The sequence below is a fragment of the Eubacterium sp. AF17-7 genome, assembly GCF_003461285.1.
GTDB classification, from domain to species: Bacteria; Bacillota; Clostridia; order Lachnospirales; family Lachnospiraceae; genus Eubacterium_U; species Eubacterium_U album.
This window is the reverse complement of the sequence record NZ_QTWU01000004.1, coordinates 89,979-111,841: the sequence shown is the minus strand read 5'-3', so window position 1 is coordinate 111,841 and position 21,863 is coordinate 89,979. Positions and strand designations below refer to the sequence as shown.

General features: G+C 33.1%; 21 protein-coding genes and 1 tRNA gene. 2 read left to right on the top strand and 20 right to left on the bottom strand.

What is annotated here, in order from left to right; translation table 11 throughout:
• Positions 1–14: 14 nt before the first annotated feature.
• From truB to rimP, 8 genes are all read right to left on the bottom strand, one after another.
• Complete coding sequence (gene truB / locus DWW96_RS06280; protein ID WP_117909818.1) at positions 15–923, bottom strand: tRNA pseudouridine(55) synthase TruB; 909 nt, start codon at positions 921–923, stop codon at positions 15–17.
• Positions 924–959: 36 nt separating this feature from the next.
• Complete coding sequence (locus tag DWW96_RS06275; protein ID WP_313958655.1) at positions 960–1,925, bottom strand: bifunctional oligoribonuclease/PAP phosphatase NrnA; 966 nt, start codon at positions 1,923–1,925, stop codon at positions 960–962.
• Positions 1,912–2,271: a 30S ribosome-binding factor RbfA gene (gene rbfA, locus DWW96_RS06270; RefSeq protein WP_117909817.1), complete on the bottom strand. Its 360-nt coding sequence runs from the start codon at positions 2,269–2,271 to the stop codon at positions 1,912–1,914. Before rbfA ends, DWW96_RS06275 begins: the two co-directional genes overlap by 14 nt.
• 25 nt (positions 2,272–2,296) lie before the next feature.
• A complete protein-coding gene (gene infB, locus DWW96_RS06265; RefSeq protein ID WP_117909816.1) occupies positions 2,297–5,182 on the bottom strand; it encodes a translation initiation factor IF-2 in 2,886 nt (961 codons plus the stop codon).
• Between the two features lie 14 nt (positions 5,183–5,196).
• A complete protein-coding gene (locus tag DWW96_RS06260; RefSeq protein ID WP_117909815.1) occupies positions 5,197–5,505 on the bottom strand; it encodes a ribosomal L7Ae/L30e/S12e/Gadd45 family protein in 309 nt (102 codons plus the stop codon).
• Positions 5,498–5,773, bottom strand: a complete 276-nt coding sequence (locus DWW96_RS06255) for a YlxR family protein (protein ID WP_022088483.1) — start codon at positions 5,771–5,773, stop codon at positions 5,498–5,500. Before DWW96_RS06255 ends, DWW96_RS06260 begins: the two co-directional genes overlap by 8 nt.
• 15 nt (positions 5,774–5,788) lie before the next feature.
• Positions 5,789–7,000 carry a transcription termination factor NusA gene (gene nusA, locus DWW96_RS06250; protein ID WP_117909814.1) on the bottom strand — a complete coding sequence of 404 codons (1,212 nt, stop codon included), beginning with the start codon at positions 6,998–7,000 and terminating at the stop codon, positions 5,789–5,791.
• Positions 7,001–7,082: 82 nt separating this feature from the next.
• Positions 7,083–7,556: a ribosome maturation factor RimP gene (gene rimP / locus DWW96_RS06245; protein WP_022088481.1), complete on the bottom strand. Its 474-nt coding sequence runs from the start codon at positions 7,554–7,556 to the stop codon at positions 7,083–7,085.
• Positions 7,557–7,929: 373 nt separating this feature from the next.
• On the opposite strand from rimP, the gene DWW96_RS06240 reads away from it, so the two are divergent.
• Positions 7,930–9,117: an N-acetylmuramoyl-L-alanine amidase gene (locus tag DWW96_RS06240; RefSeq protein WP_117909813.1), complete on the top strand. Its 1,188-nt coding sequence runs from the start codon at positions 7,930–7,932 to the stop codon at positions 9,115–9,117.
• 342 nt (positions 9,118–9,459) lie between these two features.
• On the opposite strand, the gene DWW96_RS06235 is transcribed toward DWW96_RS06240, so the two are convergent.
• A tRNA-Glu gene (locus DWW96_RS06235) sits at positions 9,460–9,531 on the bottom strand.
• A gap of 465 nt (positions 9,532–9,996) precedes the next feature.
• Here DWW96_RS06235 and DWW96_RS06230 point away from each other — a divergent pair.
• On the top strand, positions 9,997–10,416 hold the full coding sequence (locus DWW96_RS06230; RefSeq protein WP_022088479.1) for a CBS domain-containing protein: 420 nt from the start codon (positions 9,997–9,999) through the stop codon (positions 10,414–10,416).
• A gap of 177 nt (positions 10,417–10,593) precedes the next feature.
• Here the strand turns inward: DWW96_RS06230 and DWW96_RS06225 are convergent, their stop codons facing one another.
• The 11 genes from DWW96_RS06225 to DWW96_RS06175 form a co-directional block, all read right to left on the bottom strand.
• Positions 10,594–11,949, bottom strand: coding sequence for an ATP-binding protein (locus DWW96_RS06225; protein WP_117909812.1), 1,356 nt, complete (start codon positions 11,947–11,949; stop codon positions 10,594–10,596).
• Positions 11,950–11,953: 4 nt separating this feature from the next.
• Positions 11,954–12,625, bottom strand: a complete 672-nt coding sequence (locus DWW96_RS06220; protein WP_022088477.1) for a response regulator transcription factor — start codon at positions 12,623–12,625, stop codon at positions 11,954–11,956.
• Positions 12,626–12,728: 103 nt separating this feature from the next.
• The gene (locus tag DWW96_RS06215) at positions 12,729–14,492 is read right to left on the bottom strand and encodes a Na/Pi cotransporter family protein (RefSeq protein ID WP_117909811.1); all 1,764 of its coding nucleotides are present in this window, start codon (positions 14,490–14,492) and stop codon (positions 12,729–12,731) included.
• Positions 14,493–14,653: 161 nt separating this feature from the next.
• The gene (locus DWW96_RS06210; protein WP_117909810.1) at positions 14,654–14,887 is read right to left on the bottom strand and encodes a hypothetical protein; all 234 of its coding nucleotides are present in this window, start codon (positions 14,885–14,887) and stop codon (positions 14,654–14,656) included.
• Positions 14,888–14,942: 55 nt separating this feature from the next.
• The gene (phoU, locus tag DWW96_RS06205; protein WP_117909809.1) at positions 14,943–15,581 is read right to left on the bottom strand and encodes a phosphate signaling complex protein PhoU; all 639 of its coding nucleotides are present in this window, start codon (positions 15,579–15,581) and stop codon (positions 14,943–14,945) included.
• 101 nt (positions 15,582–15,682) lie between these two features.
• Positions 15,683–16,435: a phosphate ABC transporter ATP-binding protein PstB gene (pstB, locus tag DWW96_RS06200; RefSeq protein ID WP_117909808.1), complete on the bottom strand. Its 753-nt coding sequence runs from the start codon at positions 16,433–16,435 to the stop codon at positions 15,683–15,685.
• Positions 16,436–16,493: 58 nt separating this feature from the next.
• Positions 16,494–17,399, bottom strand: coding sequence for a phosphate ABC transporter permease PstA (pstA, locus tag DWW96_RS06195; protein WP_022088472.1), 906 nt, complete (start codon positions 17,397–17,399; stop codon positions 16,494–16,496).
• Positions 17,400–17,415: 16 nt separating this feature from the next.
• Complete coding sequence (gene pstC / locus DWW96_RS06190; RefSeq protein WP_117909807.1) at positions 17,416–18,309, bottom strand: phosphate ABC transporter permease subunit PstC; 894 nt, start codon at positions 18,307–18,309, stop codon at positions 17,416–17,418.
• 109 nt (positions 18,310–18,418) lie between these two features.
• Positions 18,419–19,336, bottom strand: a complete 918-nt coding sequence (locus DWW96_RS06185) for a substrate-binding domain-containing protein (protein ID WP_022088470.1) — start codon at positions 19,334–19,336, stop codon at positions 18,419–18,421.
• Positions 19,337–19,737: 401 nt separating this feature from the next.
• Positions 19,738–20,391 (bottom strand): fructose-6-phosphate aldolase, encoded by a 654-nt coding sequence (gene fsa / locus DWW96_RS06180; protein WP_117909857.1) that lies wholly within the window; start codon positions 20,389–20,391, stop codon positions 19,738–19,740.
• 104 nt (positions 20,392–20,495) lie between these two features.
• Positions 20,496–21,638 (bottom strand): 1-deoxy-D-xylulose-5-phosphate reductoisomerase, encoded by a 1,143-nt coding sequence (locus DWW96_RS06175; protein ID WP_117909806.1) that lies wholly within the window; start codon positions 21,636–21,638, stop codon positions 20,496–20,498.
• Between the last annotated feature and the right edge of the window lie 225 nt (positions 21,639–21,863).

The window sequence follows — 21,863 nt, the reverse complement described above, 5'->3', positions numbered from 1 at the left end:
ACTCCTGTATGTATTTACAAAAATATCTTAACTGGTTTATATATCTGCTTATGTGCATCAAATTCATATATACCGATAAAATCTCCATTTTGTGCATAAACTCTTACTTTTTGTTTATCTTCAAAATTCATTCTTAGCAATGTATTTCCGGCTGTAAACTTGTTTCCATTATATATTAATTTGTCAAATTTTTCTGACACAATACATTTAGAATATTTATCAAGCATTTGATCCACGGGAACGATATAATCTTTTAATCTTCCATCATCTCTTGCCTTTTCTATCTGTTCAAGAGTAATACTTTCTTCAACTTTAAATCTTTCGACTCTTGTTCTTTCCAGTTTATCCATGCATCCATAAACACCAAGTTTATTTCCTATGTCATGACATAAAGTTCTGATATAAGTACCTTTTGAACATGTAACAATCATTTCGACTCTGGGAAGGTCAACATCAGTTATAGTTATATCAACTATCTTACATTGTCTTGCCGGTCTTTCAACTTCTTCGCCTCTTCTTGCTAAATTATAAAGTTTCTGACCATTTATTTTTATTGCCGAAAACATTGGTGGAATCTGTGCATAATCACCTATAAAACTTTTAATTGTTGTAAAGACTTCTGTCTGGTCTAAAGCATTCAATTTATCTTCTTCAGCTTTATTTATTATATTACCTGTACTGTCCTGTGTATCTGTTTCCTGTCCTAGTAACAAAACAGCTTTATACGTTTTATCTTTTTCTGATAAAATATCGCATAATTTTGTTCCCTTTCCAAGACACACCGGCAATACTCCAACGGCATATGGATCTAGAGTTCCCATATGTCCTATCTTTTTCTGTTTCAAAATGCCTCTTAATTTTGCCACTACGTCATGAGACGTATATCCCGGCTCCTTATAGACATTTATTACACCACTTATCATTCATTCCTCCTGTAATGGTAAGTCACATTACTATATTTATGACATTTGCTTTTCAATCTGTTCTGAAATGTTATTGATGATATCGTGTACATCTCCTACAGTATCAAATCCGGCAGCTCTTACATGACCGCCTCCACCAAAATATGATGCTATGACACTTACATCTACTAAATCCTGAGATCTCATACTTACCTTGTATTTCATTTCCCCTATCTGATACATAAATATTGCAACCTCTATTCCTTCAATATTTCTAAGCTGTGCAACTACTGAATCTAAATCCTTTGTCGTTACACCATAAAAATCCATAAGTTTTGTTGTTGCGTATGCAAATATGCATCTATTATCCATAAACCTTACACTTTCAAGCTGAAGTCTTCCTGCAACCTGAGACTGTGCATAAGTTTTTTTATAATATGTTTCTTCAAGAATCTTATTTGCATTAATTCCAAAATCCAACATTTTTCCTGCAACATTCATTGTTTTAGAAGTTGTGCTCTGGAATCTAAACACTCCTGAATCATGGGCAATTCCTGTATACATTGGTTCTGCAATAGATTTATCAAATAAACTTACATCTAACAAATCATATAAAACTTCACATGCCGAACTTGCATTTGGAAGAATATAATTATAATCTGCATATCCTCCATTACTGATGTGATGATCAATACATGCTGTTCGCTTTGCATGTTCAAAAAATTCTTTATTTAAACCTAATCTTTCTAAATCAGCACAATCAAGTGAAAAGAATAAATCGTACTCTGTTCCGTCGTACCCATTTGAATCTATTTTCTCAGAGTTCTTTATAAATAAGAATTTATCTTTAATTTTTTCCAGATATACTTTTACCTGTATATCCGGAAAATTTTTCTCAATGTAATTATAGAGTGTCATGCATGAACCGATGCAATCGCCATCCGGTCTGATATGTCCTGCTATTCCAATAGTTTTTGCATCGCCAATCAGTTCCTTTATAGGTATAGGATTATTCATTGTCATCTGACGTCACCTCATCAATCATTTTTGACATTCTTACGCCATACTCTATAGAATCATCTAAAATAAATGTAATCTGTGGAGTATTTCTTAAATTTACGTTTTTTGCAAGCTGATGTCTGATAAATCCAACTGCACTCTTAAGTCCTGCTAATGTATCAGCCTTTGTCTCTTCATCGCCTAACACACTTACATACGCCTTGCAATATTTAAGATCAGGTGTTACCTCTACATGGGTAACACTTGTCATTATTCCTACTCTTGGGTCCTTGAGTTCTCTGATTATATTACATAATTCTCTTTGAACTTCTCCATTAATTCTTGTATTTTTTATGCTGTTCTTTCTCATATAATTCCTTTCCGGTTAACTAGTCTTATCTAGGTACCTCAACCATCATGTACGCTTCTACAGCATCTCCTTCAGCAATATCATTGAATTTTTCAAATACAAGACCGCATTCATATCCTGCTTTAACTTCCTTAACATCATCTTTAAATCTCTTAAGTGATGCAAGTGGTCCGTCAAATATCTGCTCTCCATCACGTGTAATTCTAGCTGAGCATCCTCTCTTGAATGAACCATCTAATACATATGAACCTGCGATATTTCCAACACCTGAAGCCTTGAAAATCTGACGGATTTCCGCATGACCAATAACTTTTTCTTCGTAAATTGGTTCAAGCATTCCCTTCATAGCTCTTTCAATATCTTCGATTGCATTGTAAATAACGCTATATAATCTTAAATCAACCTTTTCTCTTGTAGCAATTTCTTCTGCCTGAGCATCAGGTTTTACATTAAATCCAATAATAATTGCATTTGATGCAGAAGCCAAAATAACATCAGATTCATTAATTGCACCTACACCACCATGAATAACTTTAACTTCTACTTCTTCATTTGAAAGTTTTAACATACTCTGTTTTACAGCTTCTACAGAACCCTGTACGTCTGCCTTTATGATGATATTTAATTCCTTAAGGTTACCTGCCTTAATCTGACTGTTAATATCATCAAGAGAAATTCTGTACTTAGTTCCTTCAAGAAGTTTTTCCTTGCTATCTGCAATAAATGTTTCCGCAAATGCTTTTGCTTCATTTGCTGTTTCCTTAGCAACAAATACTTCACCTGCGTTTGGTACTCCGCTCAATCCTAAAATTTCTACTGGAGTTGAAGGTCCTGCTTCTGTAATTCTATTTCCTCTGTCATCTGTCATAGCTCTTACTTTACCGTAATTTGCTCCTGCTGCAATATGATCACCAATATGAAGTGTACCTTTCTGTACAAGTACAGTTGAAACAGGTCCTTTACCTTTATCAAGTTTTGCTTCAATTACGATACCTCTTGCCATACGGTCAGGATTTGCCTTAAGTTCAAGTACATCTGCCTGTAAAAGAACCATTTCTAATAATTCTTCAATTCCTTCTCTTGTATGTGCAGATACAGGAACCATTTCTGTATTTCCACCCCAATCAGCTGCTAATAATTCATATTCAGCTAATTCCTGTTTTACTCTTTCGATATTTGCACCCGGTTTGTCAATCTTATTAATAGCTACAATTATTTCAATTCCGGCTGCTTTTGCATGATTGATAGCTTCAACTGTCTGAGGCATTACACCATCATCTGCAGCTACTACCAAGATTGCAATATCTGTTGACTGAGCGCCACGCATACGCATTGCTGTAAACGCTTCATGTCCCGGAGTATCAAGGAAAGTAATCTTTCTGTCATTAATCTTAACAACAGAAGCACCAATATGCTGTGTAATACCACCTGCTTCACCTGAAATTACATTTGTTTCTCTAATTGCATCAAGAAGAGATGTTTTACCATGATCTACATGACCCATTACACATACAACAGGTGGACGACTTGTCATGTCTGCTTCATTTTCTTCTTCTTCCTTAAGAAGTTCTTCAATCATATCGACCTTAACTTCTTTTTCACACATAATTTCATATTCAAGGGCTATTTCTTCTGCTCCGGCAAAATCAATTTCAGTATTAACTGTAACCATCTTACCTTCTAAGAAAAGTTTCTTAATAATTGTTGATGGCTGCATTTTCATCTTTTCTGCTAATTCACCAATTGTAAGTGCTTCAGGGATTGAAATAACTTTGATTTCTTCTTTCTTTTCTTCCTTCTTCTGAGGTTTCTGTAATACCGGCTTGCTCAAATCAACTCTACGCCCATTCTTGCCTTTTCTTCCGCCATTACCATCTTCGTAATTCTTTCTTCCTCTTTCCTGCTTATCCTGGCGTAACTTGTTTTCTCTCTTATTACGATCTTTGCTCTGAATTATATCTGCAGGTGCACTCTGCTTCTGGTCATCTCTTCTTCTGTCATTTCTTCTGTTGTTGTCATTTCTGTCAAAATCTTTATCCTTATTATAACCATCATTATTTCTATTATTGAAATTACGGTTATTGCCATTTCTATTATCTCTGTTAAATGACTTTCCATCATTGTTTCTGTTCTGACCATCTCTGTTTCCAAAGTTTCTGTTCTGACCATCTCTGTTATTTCTATTCTGTCCGTCCCTGTTGTTTCTGTTCTGACCATTTCCATTTCTATTCTGTCCATCTCTGTTGTTTCTATTCTGGCCATTTCTGTTATTTCTTCTGTCATTGTTTCTGCTCTGTCCACGGCTTTCAGCAATTGCTGCTGCTTTTGCTGCTATCTCAGCTGCTTTTCTTGCTGCTGATTCTGCTGTAGGAGCCGGTCTCTTTGGTTCATTCTTAGCAACCTGTGTAACTACAGATTCAACCTTTTCTTCTTTTGGCTGTGCATTATTTTCTACCGGCTTATTTGCACTTTCATTTTTTTCCTGTTCTACAGGTTTTGCTATCTGTTCATTTTCTTTCTTAACTGTTTCTGTTTTTTCAGTTTTCTGAGTGGCTGCATTCTGATTTTCACCTTCAGGTCTTGGACGACGTTTTTTCTCACCATCAGGTCTTGGTCTTCTTGGTCTTTCTTCGCCATCACCTTTAAGGCGAACCATTCCTCTGCTTGTAATAATTCTCTTATGTTTCTTTTCTTCTTTGACTTCTGTTTTTTCTGCAGGTGTCACTTTTTCAGCTGTTTTATCTTCAGATGTCTTGCTCTTGCTAAATTTATCCTTTATGTATTTTACTTCACTGTCATCCACTGAGCTCATTGCTTTTACGTCAATGCCTTTTTCTCCCAATGCTTTTACTATATCTGCACTTTTTATATCTAATTCTTTTGCTAATTCATGTACTCTCATTTTTGCCATTCTATAACCTCCGATTATTTTACTTGATTATCTAACATTTTTATGATTGATTTTGAGAATCCTTCGTCAACTACTGCCAATGACATTCTGGTTTTATTTCCTGTAGCTTTTCCTAAGTCCTGTGTTGTTCCATAATAAAACAACGGTATTTTGTAATATTCACATTTATTTTTAAACATCTTCTTTGTATTATCCGATGCTTCTACAGAAACAATAACTGCATGGGCTTTATTTCCCTGAATCGCTTTTTCTACTGAGAACTCTCCTGATACAGTCTTGCCGGCTTTAGTTGCTAAACCAATCATAGATATAACCTTATCCATTGATTTCTCCTAACTCAGCCTTTAGCTGTTCATATACTTCTTCCGGAACCTTTGCCTTAAGTGTTCTTTCAAGACCTTTGCTCTTCATAGCTTTTTCAAGGCATTTTACATCCGGGCAAATGTATGCCCCTCTGCCATTTTTTCTACCCGTAGCATCCATAGAAATATTTCCTTCTTTATCACGGATAACACGAATCATATCTTTTTTATTTTTCACTTCATTGCACCCGGTGCATTTTCTTAATGGAACTTTCTTTGTCTGGCTCATATTGACCTCTCTTACTTATTCTTCTGAATCATCCTCACTGTCAGCTTCATTTTCATCGAAGTTTTCTTCTAAAGTATCATCAGTTTCATTTTTTTCTTCATTATATTCGTCATCATCATAGTATTCGTCGTCATCATAATACTCATCTTCATCATAATATTCGTCATCATCGAATATATACTGAATTCCGGCTTCTTTTGCCTGTGTTTCACTCTTGATATCAATCTTGAATCCTGTAAGTCTTGCTGCAAGTCTTGCATTCTGACCTTCTTTACCAATTGCTAAAGATAACTGATAATCAGGGACGATTACCATAGCTTCTTTTTCATCAGGATCAGCTAATACCGAAACAACTTTTGCAGGGCTTAATGCATTTTCAATTAAAATCGCAGGATTTTCATCCCAATTTATAATATCAATCTTTTCACCACAAAGTTCATCTACGATTGCATTAACTCTTGCTCCATTTACACCTACACATGCACCTACTGCATCTACATTAGGATTGTTTGAGTAAACTGCCATCTTTGTTCTTGAACCTGCTTCTCTTGAAATACTCTTGATTTCAACTGTTCCGTCCTGGATTTCTGAAACTTCCTGTTCAAATAAACGCTTTACTAATCCCGGATGAGTTCTTGAAACAACGATTCTTGGTCCTTTATTTCCATCTTTAACTTCTGTAATATATAACTTAATTCTGTCTGTTGGTCTAAAATGTTCTCCTGGTACCTGTTCCTTTTCCATTAAAACAGTATCTGTCTTTCCAAGATTTACGCTAATATTCTTTCCATTAATTCTTTGAACAATACCTGTAATAATGTCATTCTGTTTTTCATAGTACTGTTCAAATACGCTCTTTCTTTCTTCTTCTCTGATTTTCTGTAAAATACCATTCTTAGCACTCTGTGTTGCAATTCTTCCGAAGTCCTTTGACTGGATTTCTACATTAACCATATCTCCGATTTCGTATGTTCCCTTAATTGCTCTTGCATCTTCTAATGAAATTTCAATTACAGGATCAAATACTTCTTCAACAACTTCCTTCTGTGAATAAATGTGGAAATCTCCTGTTTCTCTGTCAACATTAACAATAACATTGTCAGCTTTATTAAAATTATTCTTATATGCAACTACAAGCGAATTTTCGATTGCTTCAAATAACACTTCTTTACTAATTTCTTTTTCTTTTTCCAGTACATTTAATGATTCAATTAATTCTTTATTCATTTTCCTTTATCCTCCTAATTATCTCTACATACTGTTGTCCTTCATCGGACTATTTTCTGTTCTATTTGATACAAAGTAATTGTTAGAAATCAAATGTCAATCTTACGAGTGCAACATCAGCTCTGTTAAACACCGTTTCTTCGCCGTCTTCTAATTCAACTGTAAAAGTATTCTCTTCTTTGTTGAATTCCTTTAAGATTCCCACAAATTCTTTTTGTTTGTTTATAGCTCTATATAAATGAATTTCAATTTCTTCACCTATACTTCTTACAAAATCCTTATCTTTCTTTAATGGTCTTCCAAGTCCCGGAGAACTTACTTCTAATATATAAGCATCGCTTATAAAATCTTCCTGGTCTAACTTTTCACTGAGTTCTCTGCTTATCGGTTCAATATCATCTATAGATATTCCGCCCGGCTTATCTATAAAAGCTCTCAAATACCAGTTACTGCCTTCTTTTACATACTCTACGTCAACTAATTCGAATCCTCTTTCGTCAACCATTGGCTGAAGTAGTGCTTCTGTCTTTGCTTCGTATTCTTCTCTTCTTGACACGCTTTCTCCTCAACTTTCTACTATTATTATGTCTTTATTTAAGACTTTTTAACAATAACAAAGAGTGGACCTCTGGTCCACTCCTTATCATCTAGTCAATATTTACGTTAAACAGTATAACTCTGCTTTTATTTTGTGTCAAGCAAATGGCGTAAAAATGGCGTTTTAATGGCAATTTAATGACATAAAACCAGCGTAAAAGCAACACAAAACTATCTCATAAAGAATTTTTTAAATGCTTTTTACCACATACTCTTCTTTTTATTTCATGGATTTTGCATAATTTTACAATTTTTACCTATTTAGTAATGTAATTTTTATAATAATCATTTATACTTATACAGGAAAAAATCATTGGAAGGTACATATTATAATGAAAAGGATTTTAAAACACACACTAATTTTATCAATGCTTACATGCACTTTAACATTTTCTACAAATACAAAGGCTTCTGTTGCAGATACTTCTTTAAATGAAAGTACTACAAATGAAGTCACTACAACTTACAACTTATCAGAAACTTCTTTAAGTAACAATACTAAGGCCGTCTCTTTACCTTCAGATAAATCTGATTATATTAAATCTGACTTATCGCCTTTAACTTCTAAGGTCATAGTTCTTGATCCCGGTCATTGCAAAAAGCATATCGGTGCCCGTGGATATGGACTTAAAGAAGAAGATATTGTACTTGATATTTCTAAAGCATGCAAAAACAAATTAGACAATTATGGTGACATTACAGTTTATACGACAAGAACAACCAATAATTGCCTCTCTACCCTCGGACTTGGAGACTGCCTTACAGCAAGAAACAGATATTCAAAAAGACTTAATGCTGATTTTTTAATAAGTCTTCATATCAATGCTAATGAAAATAAAAACAAAACCGGTGCTTTAATGCTTGCAGCATATGGCTCCGGTTATAATAAAAGAATTCATTTACAAACTACCTCATTTGGTAAAATTGCCTTAAATAACTTACATTCCTTAGGATTAAAAAAACGTGGTTTTTGGATGCGAAAATACAAAGGTTTGCATTACAAAAACGGTTCTAGAATGGATTATTATTCTATTGTCAGAAATGGTGTTTTATACAATATTCCAAGTGTTATTATTGAGCACGGATATATCACAAATAAATCTGACTGCAAAAAATATTTTAATACAGTAGCTAAAAGATACCTTCTTGGTAAAAAGGATGCCGATTCCATCATTTCATATTTTGGACTAAATAAAGAAATAATTTCCGGTAAATTTGTAAAAGACGGTAAGGATACATATTATTTAACAGGCGACAACAACATCGTAACCGGTTGGGTTAAATACTCCGGTAAATGGTATTATTTTGACACTGTTACCGGAAAAATGAAAACAGGTTTTTTAACTGTAGATAACAGGAAATTTTACTTAAGCCCTTCTACCGGAGAAATGTGTACAGGTTGGATTACCGTTAAAGGAGCAAAATATCTTGCAACAGGAAATGGGTCTTTAGTAACAAATACATATTTTAATGATGGGATAAAAACTTATAAATTTAACGCTTCCGGCAAGAAGATGTAAGTTTTTCATTTATTCTTTTTATATGCCTATAATGAATTTTATATATTTTTCATTTTTAGAATTATTGTTTTTTTTATCGCCTATATTAAAATTATAAATAGTATGGCATATTATGACTTACAGATATTATTAATTATGGATAGTGGATTTTTTATGGAGTTACTACAATTAAAATATTTTAAAGATGCCGCTGAACTTGAGAATTTTCCTTAATTGCTAAGAAAAATATGGTTCCTCACCCCTCTATAAGTTACGCAGTAAAGAACTTTGAATACTTCGTTCCATAAGTAAAATCTTATCTCATACAAAAAAATCACAGAAATAATTCTGTGATTCTACAAGCAGCCTGTACGGGAATTGAACCCGTGATTCCGCCTTGAGAGGGCGGCGTCTTAACCTCTTGACCAACAGGCCTAAAAAATATTACTGTACTATTATAACAAGAACCGTCAAATTTGCAAGCACTTTTATTATTTACACTTTTATTATTTACACTCTTCTTTTTCCTAACTTTATCTTTAATAATCTTTCATAAAATTATCAAACTTTCTTTTAATTTTGTACACATTCTTCAATTATCATAAAATCATAAAATCGAAACACTCTTAAACAAAATTTTGTTTGTGATACATGTCTGGTTTGACGAAAGTGCATTTGACGCCGTCGGTTCAAATATTTAGTGCATAGGCTGAATGAAACCGCAGGTTTCAAAGTCTGTCTGTGTGCTGAATATTTAGAACTGCTACGAGCAGCAAGCAGCGCGAGCGTTCTTTTGTCGAACCAGACATGTATCACAACAGAAATTTTATAATTGTTTCGCAATTTTAGTTTTTGAATAATTGAGAAAGGGTTGCAGAATATCTGCATAGTATAAATTATATGAACGTTTTAATGTTATTAAAAAATAAATCAGAGGTTTCCTACATATATGACACATTTACATTTGAACAGGGATTAGAAGCTATGAAGGAACATGGTTATACCGCTATTCCGGTTTTATCAAAGGATGAAAAATATGTAGGTTGTGTTAGCGTTAGTGACTTTTTATGGAGTCTTGTTGACTATATGAACAATAAGGTAAAAAGTGAAAAACCTTATTTGGTTAAAGATATAATAAAGAAAAATTATAATCCTGCAGTTCGCGTAGATGTGAAAATGGATGAGCTGTTAAATCGCTCAATGAGCCAGAATTTTATTCCTGTTACAGATGACAGAGATTATTTTATTGGCATCGTAACAAGACAGGACATAATCAGAAGTTTTGTTGGTTCAACACAACCTTCTGAAAGCAATGCATAAAATGACTATTATCTTAAATTTGTGAACACATTTTTCAACTTTTCTTTGTGTTCAAATTTTTTTCATACTTTTTTCTCTTATAAAAGGCTTATAATACAGAAGTATTCGATTCTTCTATATTATAAGCCTTTTCATTTACATTTCTTTATACTTTTATTCTAACCATCGTTCATCCGGCTACCGGATTTTATTATTGATTAAGCCTTTTTTTTGTGATGGTTGGAAGATTACTGTTATATGAGTTCCCTTTCCTTCGGTACTCTCGAGTTCAAGCTGTGCATTATGTTTTATCAAAATATGCTTAACTATTGCTAGTCCAAGTCCTGTTCCACCTGTTGATTTTGACCTGCTCTTATCAACTCTGTAAAATCTTTCAAATATTCGTTTCTGATTTTCCTTTGAAATTCCTATTCCGGTATCTAGTACCTCAAGATTTACTCTATCTAATATTTTATTAACACGTACAGTGGCACTTCCACCCTCTCTGTTATATCTGATAGCATTACTCAGAAGATTATACACTAATTCTTCCATCATCATCTTATTAGCAGTTATATTACATGGTGTTCCTTCAAATTTTAAATTGACTCCATGATCTTTAGCATTAAATTTAAGCATTTCCACACAATTTTTTGCAATGTCGTATATATTTACTGTTTCCATTGCAACTTTGCTTTCTGACGAATCAAGTTCAGACAATTCTATGATGTCATTTATAAGTGTTAGAAGTCTTTGAGAACTTTTGTGTATTTCTCCTGCAAATCTTATAGTATCTTCCTGTGTTGCCATTCCATTTTCAATTAATTCCGAATATCCTGAAATGGATGTAAGAGGAGTCTTTAATTCATGCGATACGTTCGCTGTAAATTCCTGCCGCACATGAGAATTTTTTACTATATCCTCATGTTGTTTCTTTATTGTATCGATAAAAGGCTGTATCTCTTTATATGTTTTTATATCTTTTATTTCATCAATATTATTAGCAAGTTCTTCTACCGGTTTTACAATACTTTTTGTAATATAATGAGTAATAATTCCAACAGAAAAAAGCATTAATATTATGATTCCTAAAATAAGCGGAAGCACTTTTATAAAAATATTCCACACACTACTAGCTTCTTTTGCAATTCTTAAAACCTGTCCATCATCCAAAAGTACTGCATAATAATATGTGCTCTTATTAAGAGTTGAAGATTTTCTAACATCTGAGCCCTCACCATTTTTGAGCGCCGATTCTATTTCAGGTCTGTCTTTATGATTATCCATTTCAATATCATTTGCTTCATTATCATAAACAACAGTTCCATCTGCATCTATTATTGTTATTCGCAAATCTTCGTTTTTGAGATTTAATTTTTCCTCATTAGACGCATTAAACACCCCTGCACTTCTAAGTACATGGGTGTATGCTTTCATGTCATTTCTCATTTCTTGTACAAACAATTCATAAAATGTTCCTACAGACAAACTCATAGTTAATATAATAGCAATAAATGAAACTATAATAAATTGCGTATTTATTTTTTTCTTCATTACATTACTCCATCCTATATCCTACATTTCTTACCGTCTTAATTCTATTTCCTGCCTCTTTAAGTTTGTGTCTTAAAGTTTTTATATGCATGTCTAATGTTCTTGATTCACCTTCGTAATCTGTTCCCCATACGTCTGCCATTATTGTATCTCTATGTAATACAATTCCTGCATTAATCATAAGTAATTTTAATAGTTCAAATTCTTTGTATGTAAGTTCACAAGGCTCATCATTTACATAAACAGCTCTTTTTTCAGTATCCATAAACACATTACCTATAGATATCATTTTTTCTTCCTGCAGATTTCTGCTTCTTCTAAGAAGTGCCTTTACCCTTGATATAAGTTCCATTACTCCAAATGGTTTGGTTATATAATCATCTGCTCCCATATCAAGTCCTTTTACTTTATCTATTTCTGTAGTTTTAGCTGTAACCATGATGATTGGCACTCTCATGGTATCCGGTCTTTTTCTTAATTTTTTTACTATTTCAAGACCATCTTCATCCGGAAGCATCACATCTAACAACACAAGGTCCGGAAGTTTCTCATACAGCCTTTTGTAAAAATCTCCGGCACATTCAAATCCCTCTACAGCGTAATCTATGTTTTTTAATGCAAACATTTCTATTTCCTGTATGTTTTTATCATCTTCAACAATATATATTAAAGCCATATCTTCCTCCTTGTGTTTATCATAAAACTATTTCTGTCTAATCTGCATACTAATATTATGCTCATTTTTTATTCACATAACATAACTAAAGCATATCATATTCTTAGTTTAAATAGTACTTTTCTTTATATTCCTGATATAATTTTTTAAACTGTGTATCATCATGTTTAACATTATCTAAATATTCATGTGTTCCATATTCATCTTCTCTTACCTGCAACATACATACTGCTACATTTGAGCAATGATCTGCAACTCTTTCGTAATTAGTAATTGTATCTTCGAGAATTAAACCAATATCTATTGTACATTCTCCATTTTGTAATCGTTTAACATGATTTTTCTTTATCTTAGAATTAAGTCTGTCTATTACTTCTTCAAGTGGCTCTACCCTTACAGCCTCATCCAAATTATCTGCTGTAAACACATCTACAGTCATATTCATAATCTCTTTAAGGGCATCTCCATACACCTGAAGTTCCTTTGAGGCAACATATGAGAATTTCAATCCTTTACTGTGCATATCTTCTGCCTTTTTACTTATATTAATCGCATAATCTGCGATTCTTTCAAAATCCCCAATTACATGAAGCATAATTGATACTGTCTGGCTATCATTTAAGGATAACTGCTTACTGCTTAATTTTACTAAATATGTTCCAAGCTGATCCTCATACTGGTCAATTTTATTTTCCAGTTTTACTACATCTTCAGCTGTTTTTTTATCATAATTTTCAAACAGACTCATTGCCTTAAATAAAGCATCTCTTGACAATGAAGCCATTTTCTTTGTAACGCTTACACTTTGTACTACAGCAAATGCAGGTTTTTCAAGAAAACGAGCATCAAGCATTTCTAATGTTTTATCTTCTGCAATATCTTCTGATTCTTTTTCATCTCTTACCGTAAGTGTTGCAAGCTTAACAAGAACCTTACCAAAAGGTAAAAGCAATATTGTTGCACCTACATTAAATAAACTATGAACTATTGCTATTCCTGCTGCATTTGTTGCATCACCTAAAAATGAGAAATGCACAAATCCATTTACAAGGTAAAATACAATCATAAATACTGTAGTTCCAATTACATTAAAATATAAATGTACAAAAGCTGCTCTCTTTGCGTTTTTCTTAGCACCTATACTTGAAATCAATGCTGTAACACATGTTCCTATATTCTGTCCCATTATAATCGGTATTGCAACTCCATATGATACAAATCCCGTAGCACATAATGCCTGTAAAATTCCTACTGATGCCGATGAACTCTGAATCACCGCTGTAAGAACTGCACCTGCCAACATACCAAGTATTGGATTAGAAAACATAGTAAGAATATTTGTAAATTCAGGAACATTCGCCAATGGTTTTACTGCTGCGCTCATTGTTTCCATTCCAAACATTAAAACGGCAAATCCAAGAAGAATTGTTCCAATATCATGTTTCTTTTCACTTTTTGTAAATAATAAAAATACAATACCTATAACAGCTAATATTGGTGAAAATGATGACGGTTTTAACATTTTAATCCAAAAATTATCACTTTGAATTCCTGATAAACTAAGAATCCATGATGTAACTGTTGTTCCAATATTTGCACCCATGATAATTCCAACTGCCTGCGTCAGTTTCATTATTCCCGAATTAACAAATCCTACCACCATAACAGTTGTAGCTGATGAGCTTTGAATTACTCCTGTTACAGCAGCACCTAAAATAACGCCTTTTATAGGTGTTGATGTAAGTTTTTCCAATATTTTTTCTAATTTTCCACCTGCTGTCTTCGCAAGTCCATCACCCATAACATTCATTCCATAAAGAAATAACGCTAATCCTCCAATAAGGGACAATACATTGAAAATATCCATAAATTTCCTCCTGTGTTTTACCTAAAGCCTTACTGCCAAATATATTTGTTAAACTACTTAGGCTTTATGTCTTACGTTTTTATTTACATTCTTTTTACATTTGCATTGTATTTTAGCAGTGTAAAGTCAGAGGGATATTCATGTAAAATCTATGTAAAATTTCAATCTTTACGATATAAATATATTGTTCCACCAAATAATCCGCAAAATGTTGTCGGATATCCTACAATAATTGCCATTATCTGCCAGGAAATCTTACCTGTTATAAAAAATGGAACTGCTATTACAGACATTCCAATTAACCATATCACTACACTTAATACTAAAAACATCTTATATGTACTAATATTTTTTCCCTTTGTAATTTTCTCGGCTATTAAATAAATGCTATTCATAATACACTCCATTCCGCCTATTTCATCCTTTGGCTTAAACTGTAATTTAATGTTTTTATCTTTTTCCTGTAATTGAATAAATTACCCATTCGGATATATTTGTTGCATGGTCGCCTATTCTTTCCAAATATTTTGCAACCATTAATAAATCTGCCATCTGTTCTCCATCTTCCTCATCATCTTTTATGGCAACAATCAGGGCTTTTTTTACTTCGTCAAATAATCCATCAACTATATCATCATGATTTATTACCGCTTTAGCTTTCTCAATATCCTTGTTAACATATGACTCTATACTTTGGACAAGCATTATCATTGTTTCTTTTGCCATTTTCTCAATCTTTTCTAATTTACATCTATATGGCTTATCTGCCATCATTATTGTTATTTCTGAAATATCTGCTGCATGGTCACCTATTCTTTCCATATCGGTAACCATTTTTAAAGCTGATGAAACCGTACGTAAATCACTTGCTACCGGTTGCTGGCTTAGTAAAATTTTCATGCACATGTTTTCAATATTCTTTTCCATTTCGTCAATTTCAGCATCATATTCAATCGCTTTCTTTGCTGTTTCAACATCCTGTCTTACTAATGCAGAAATCGCATTCTCTATAGATTTTTCAATCATTGCCCCCATTTCAATCATATTGTTGTTTAAGTTTTCCAACTGTTTCATATATTTATCTCTCATTTTCGTCCAACCTCTCTTTCCATTGATAACATTCATATGCCTTGTAGAACATTTGCTCTTTTAGTATATATTCGATATATAACGACCAACGTGTTATAAAATCAGCCAAATCTTCCTGTAATGTACTCTTCTGTCTTTTTATTTTTAGGCATTGAGAATAGTTTTTCTGTATTATCATATTCAATTACTTCTCCAAGTAAAAAGAAGGCTGTATTATCTGAAATTCTTGTTGCCTGTTGCATATTATGAGTTACCATAATAATTGTATATTTATCTTTAAGCTCTAATTCTAAATCTTCAATCTTTGATGTAGAAATAGGATCAAGTGCTGATGTAGGTTCATCCATTAAAATAACTTCCGGTTCAACTGCTAATGCCCTTGCAATACATAATCTTTGTTGCTGTCCACCAGATAATCCTAAAGCTGATTTTTTCAATCTGTCTTTTAATTCATCCCAAATTGCAGCCTGTCTCAATGACTTTTCTACTATTTCATCTAATTTACTTTTTGAATGGATTCCATGTGTTCTTGGTCCATAAGCTATATTGTCATACACACTCATTGGGAATGGATTTGGATTCTGAAATACCATTCCTACTCTTTTTCTCAAAAGATTTACATCCATATTTCCATATATATCTTCACCATCTAACTTTATATCACCTGTTATTTTGCATCCTTCAACTAAATCATTCATTCTGTTTAATGTCTTAAGGAAAGTTGATTTTCCGCATCCTGAAGGTCCGATGAATGCTGTAATCTGTTTTTCAGGTATTTCCATATTTACATTTTTTAGGGCATGATATTCGCCATAATATAAATTCAAATTTTTTACATCAAATTTACTACTCATTTCTTTCTCCTTTAAATTCATTCGGAATTCTTTTCATTTTTTTTATTATTATTTAGCTTTATTTTTCTCCGCCACTTGCCTTTTCAAATTTCTTTGCAATAAGTCCTGATGCTCCATTTATAAGAAGTACCATAATTAAAAGTACTACTGCTGTAGCATATGTCTGGTCTGTATGTAATCCTTCTCTTGAAAGGCTGTACATATGAACTGCTAAAGTTCTTCCTGATTCAAATAACCCTCCTGCTACCTTTGTAGCTGCACCTGCCGTATAAATTAAAGCTGCTGTTTCACCTACAATTCTACCTATTGCAAGAATAACTCCTGACAGAATTCCGGGAATGGCTGACGGTAAAACTACCTTAAATACTGTTCTTAACTTTCCTGCTCCAAGTCCGAAACTTCCTTCTCTATATGAATCCGGCACAGACATTAATGCTTCTTCTGTTGTTCTTAATATTACAGGAAGTACCATAATCGCCAATGTACATGCACCTGCCATTAATGAAAGTTTCCATTTAAGAGTTGAAACAAAGAATAATGCTCCAAATAAGCCATATACAATAGAAGGAATTCCTGTTAATGTTTCTGCTGTTATTCGCATAATTCCAACAAGTTTATTTCCTCTTTTTGCATATTCCACAAGATATATTGCTGAAAATATTCCAATTGGTGCTGAAAAAAGAAGTGACAACAATGTCATTGATATAGTATTTATAATCGCCGGCATCATTGATACATTTTCTGAATTATATTCCCATGCGAATAAATCAGGTGTAAGGTTTGGTATACCTTTAATTAATATATAGCAAACTATAAAACCTAAGCATAATGTTGTTGCTAGTGCTGCTAATCCAACTAATAATAACAATATAAAGGAGCCCGGTTTTCTTTTATAACTTTTTAATCTCTGTAAAAAGGAAACTTTATTTATTCCTTTTATTTGTGATAATTTGTCATTATTCATAATCTACTTTACTCCTTTAATATTGATGTTTTTCTTTATTTTTTATAATTGAAAACAGTAGATTGATTATAAGAATAAATACAAACAGAACAACACCTGTTGCTATAAGTGCCTCTCTATGTAATCCCGCAGCATATCCCATTTCCATTACTATATTTGTTGTTAACGTTCTAACACCTTTTAACATACCCTCCGGCATTCTTGGCTGATTTCCTGCAACCATAATTACTGCCATTGTTTCTCCTATTGCTCTTCCTACTCCTAATATAACCGCTGCCAAAATTCCTGATTTTGCTGCCGGAACAACAGTAAGAAAAACACTTCTTTCATGTGTTGCACCAAGTGCTAATGCCCCTTGATAATATTTATCAGGTACGGCCCTTATAGATGACTCTGATACCGAAATAATTGTTGGTAAAATCATCATTCCAAGTAACATGCTTGCTGTTAGCATACTAAGACCATCACCACCAAAATTATCTCTTACTGCCGGTACCAAAACAACCAATCCAAAGAAACCATATATTACCGATGGGATTCCAGCCATGAGTTCAATTCCAGGTTTAAGTATTTTGTACAAAGGCTTCGGACAAAATCTTGCTAAAAATATAGCTGTTAAAAGCCCAATTGGTACACCTATAATCAATGCTCCGGCTGTAACGTATATACTTCCTACAATCATTGGTAAAATACCATATATGTTATTCGTCGGACGCCACTGTGTACCAAATATAAATTTAGTAAATCCAATTTCTTTTATTGCCGGTATTCCATTTGCAAATAAGAATATGCAAATCAAAGCTACCGCTGCAATTGACACACAGGCTGCAATCAAAAAAATTATTTTCATAAATAACTCTTTGAATTTTTTCCATCCTGTATTTGTGCCTACATTATTTTTTTCCTGCATTTCTTTTCCTCATATATTTCTTAAGCCTGACTTACCAATTAATACTTTGCTAGCCAGGCTTAATTTCACTTTTTATTTTTTCAAATTCTAAGCTTTGTTGATTTTCAAATTATTTAACATCTGCCCAAGTTGTAACTGCACCTGTAAAAATATCTTTAATCTGATCTACTGTTAAGTCATCAATTGTGTTGTTATTATTAACAATTACTGCAATACCGTCTTTTGCAATTGCTGTTGCCTTAACTCCTTTTTCTTCATCCTTTAAATCTCTTGATGCCATTCCGATATCACATGTTCCTTCAATTGCTGAATTAACACCTGTTGTAGAATCACTTTCCTGAATTTCAATTGATGCATTTGAGTTAACTTTGGCATAAGCTTCTTTTAATTTTTCCATTACAGGAGTTACTGATGAAGAACCGGCTACTACGATGCTTCCTTTTACTTTGGATGATGTAAAACTTCCTGTATTTTCTACTTCGATATAACCATTGTCTGAAATAATTTTCTGTCCATCTTCACTCATAATATAGTTAATGAAATCCTGTGCTACTTCACTTACGCTATCACCTGTTACGATGTTAAATGGTCTTGCAAGTGTATATGTACCTGCATTAATGTTATCTGCTGTAGCTTCAACTCCACCTACTTTAACTGCCTTAACTGTGTCATTTAATGAACCAAGTGAAGCATAACCGATTGCGTAATCATTTCCTGACACCGTTGTCATCATTACTTCTGTGCTGTTTGTAATGCTTGCATCTAATGTTGTGTTATCAACCTTATTTCCATCTGCATCTTTTTCTTCAACACCTGTTAATTCAATGAAAGCTCCTCTTGTACCAGAACCATCTTCTCTTGAAACAACTGAAATATCTTTAGATGTATCAAATCCTGTTTCTGAACTTGCGCTTTTATTTGTTCCTGCATTATCAGAATTCTTTGCGTCTGAATTTGTAGAACCACAACCTGTCATTGTTCCCATAACTAATGCTGCACTAAGTGCTAAAACTGCTAATTTTCTCATTTCTTAATTCCTCCATAATCTGACGATTTATTTCATCGCTCTAATTTACATTTTCTTTTATTTAGTTTAAAAATAATTAACTAAATATGCGCATTTGTTAATTCTTCTTAATCATAAATGCCCAATGTAAAATCCATAACCATCTCTAAGTAAAAAATACGTAAAGTTCGATTGTAACGAGCCACGCAAATAAAGAAAGACCAACACTACGTTTCAAGCTTGCTTGAAAACTCGTGTTGGTCTTTCTTTATTTATGCGGCGACAGCCGTAACGAAGAAGATGCGCAGCATCTCTGAGTTCGGCTCGTTACAATCGAACTTTTTTATTCATCCGCGACAGCCGTAACGAAAAAGATGCGTAGCATCTCTGAGTTCGGCTCGTTACAATCGAACTTTTTTATTTTATTCTCCAAATACAGCTTTATAATCTGCCTGGAATTTAGCTATTCCCTGATCTGTCAATGGATGCTTTGTCATTGTTTCAATTACCTTATAAGGAACTGTAGCAATATCAGCTCCTGCTAATGCACAATCCGTAACATGAATTGGATTTCGTACAGATGCAGCTATAATTTCAGTTTCATATCCGTAAATATCAAAAATTTCTGCTATTGTTCTTATTAAATCAATTCCCGGCTGATTAATATCATCAAGTCTTCCTAGGAATGGTGATACATATGATGCACCTGCCTCAGCTGCAAGTATTGCCTGATTTGCTGAAAAAATCAAAGTAACATTTGTTTTAATTCCTTCTTTTGAAAGTACCTTGACAGCCTTCAAGCCCTCGACAGTCATTGGAATCTTTACAACCATATTCGGATGAATTGAAGCTATTTCTCTTCCTTCTGCAATCATACCCTCTGCATCAGTTGTTGTTGCTTTAACTTCACCGCTTATAGGTCCATCTACAATAGTAGTAATTTCTTTAATAACTTCGTTAAAATTTCTTCCCTCTTTAGCAATCAATGATGGGTTTGTAGTTACACCACAAATAACTCCCATATCATTTGCCTTTCTGATATCATCTACGTTTGCTGTGTCAATAAAAAACTTCATAATGTTATTTGTATGAGACTTTTCATATATCTCATACTCTCCTTTCTTCATCCCATTATCCCAAATCTGTTTATTTTCAACCTACAATACGCAAATTAATTATGTTACCATCTTTTATCGACTATTTCATCCACCCATTGTTCAATATCCAATATCTGTTGTACCGTCGGATTATGAATAGTCTGATGATAACTCATACAATATTCAATAATTTCCGTAATTTCCAAAAAACTTATCTGTCGGTTTAAAAACATTGCAACTGCTTTTTCATTTGCTGCATTAAGAACCGTAGGCATAGAACCTCCTATCTTTCCTGCTCTATATGCAAGTGATAAACCTTTAAATTTTTCAAAGTCCGGGTCTTCAAATGTAATTTGGGCTATTTTTCCAAAATCTGCTTTTTCTCCGGCAAGATATCTTCTCTCCGGATAATAAATTGCATATTGAATTGGTAATTTCATATCTGGCAAACCTAATTGGGCCATAACAGCACCATCATTAAACTGAACCATAGAATGAATAATGCTCTGAGGCTGAATTACTATCTGAACATCATCTACATCCACGTCAAATAACCATTTTGCTTCTAATACCTCTAAGCCTTTATTAACCATAGTTGCTGAATCAATTGTAATCTTTGGTCCCATCTTCCAATTAGGATGTTTTAAAGCATCTTCAATGGTAACGTTTTTCATTTTTGATTTTTCCCATGTTCTAAACGGACCGCCTGAAGCTGTTAAAATTATCTTATCAATTTCTTTATGGTTTTCTCCATTTATTGATTGAAAAATTGCACTATGCTCACTATCTACAGGTAATATCTTTACGTTATGTTTCTTTGCTAAATCCATTACCAAATGTCCTGCAGTAACAAGAGTCTCTTTGTTAGCTAATGCAATATCCTTTCCGGCTTTTATACATTCTAAAGTAGGTATTATTCCTATCATTCCCACAAAAGCCGTTACAACTAACTTAGCCTTATCATATGTCGCTGCTTCAATTAATCCATCCATTCCTGTTACTATCTTTACATTCTTATCTGCAACAGAAATCTTTAATTGTTCAGCTGCATCTTCATCATATACACATACAATTTCAGGATCAAATTCTCTAATCTGTTCTTCAAGTTTCTTTATATTTTTCTTAGCTGCAATTGCAACTACTTTTAAATCATTATTAGCTCTTACAATTTCTAATGTCTGAGTTCCCACTGAACCAGTAGACCCCAATATTGAAATATTCTTCATGATACTCCATTCTGTCTCCTTCATTTAAGGAAACATCATTATATATTCTTTCTCTATTATTTCTTAATCTCTTATATTTATCTTTTATTTTATTATTTAAAAGTATAATTTTTGTAAAATTAAGCAAAATCTAAGACAAGAATATCACATTTTTTGTAAAAAATAAAGTAGTTGCCCCTCAAACCAGATGTTAAGTATATAATTTATGCAAAAAGGTAGGGAGTA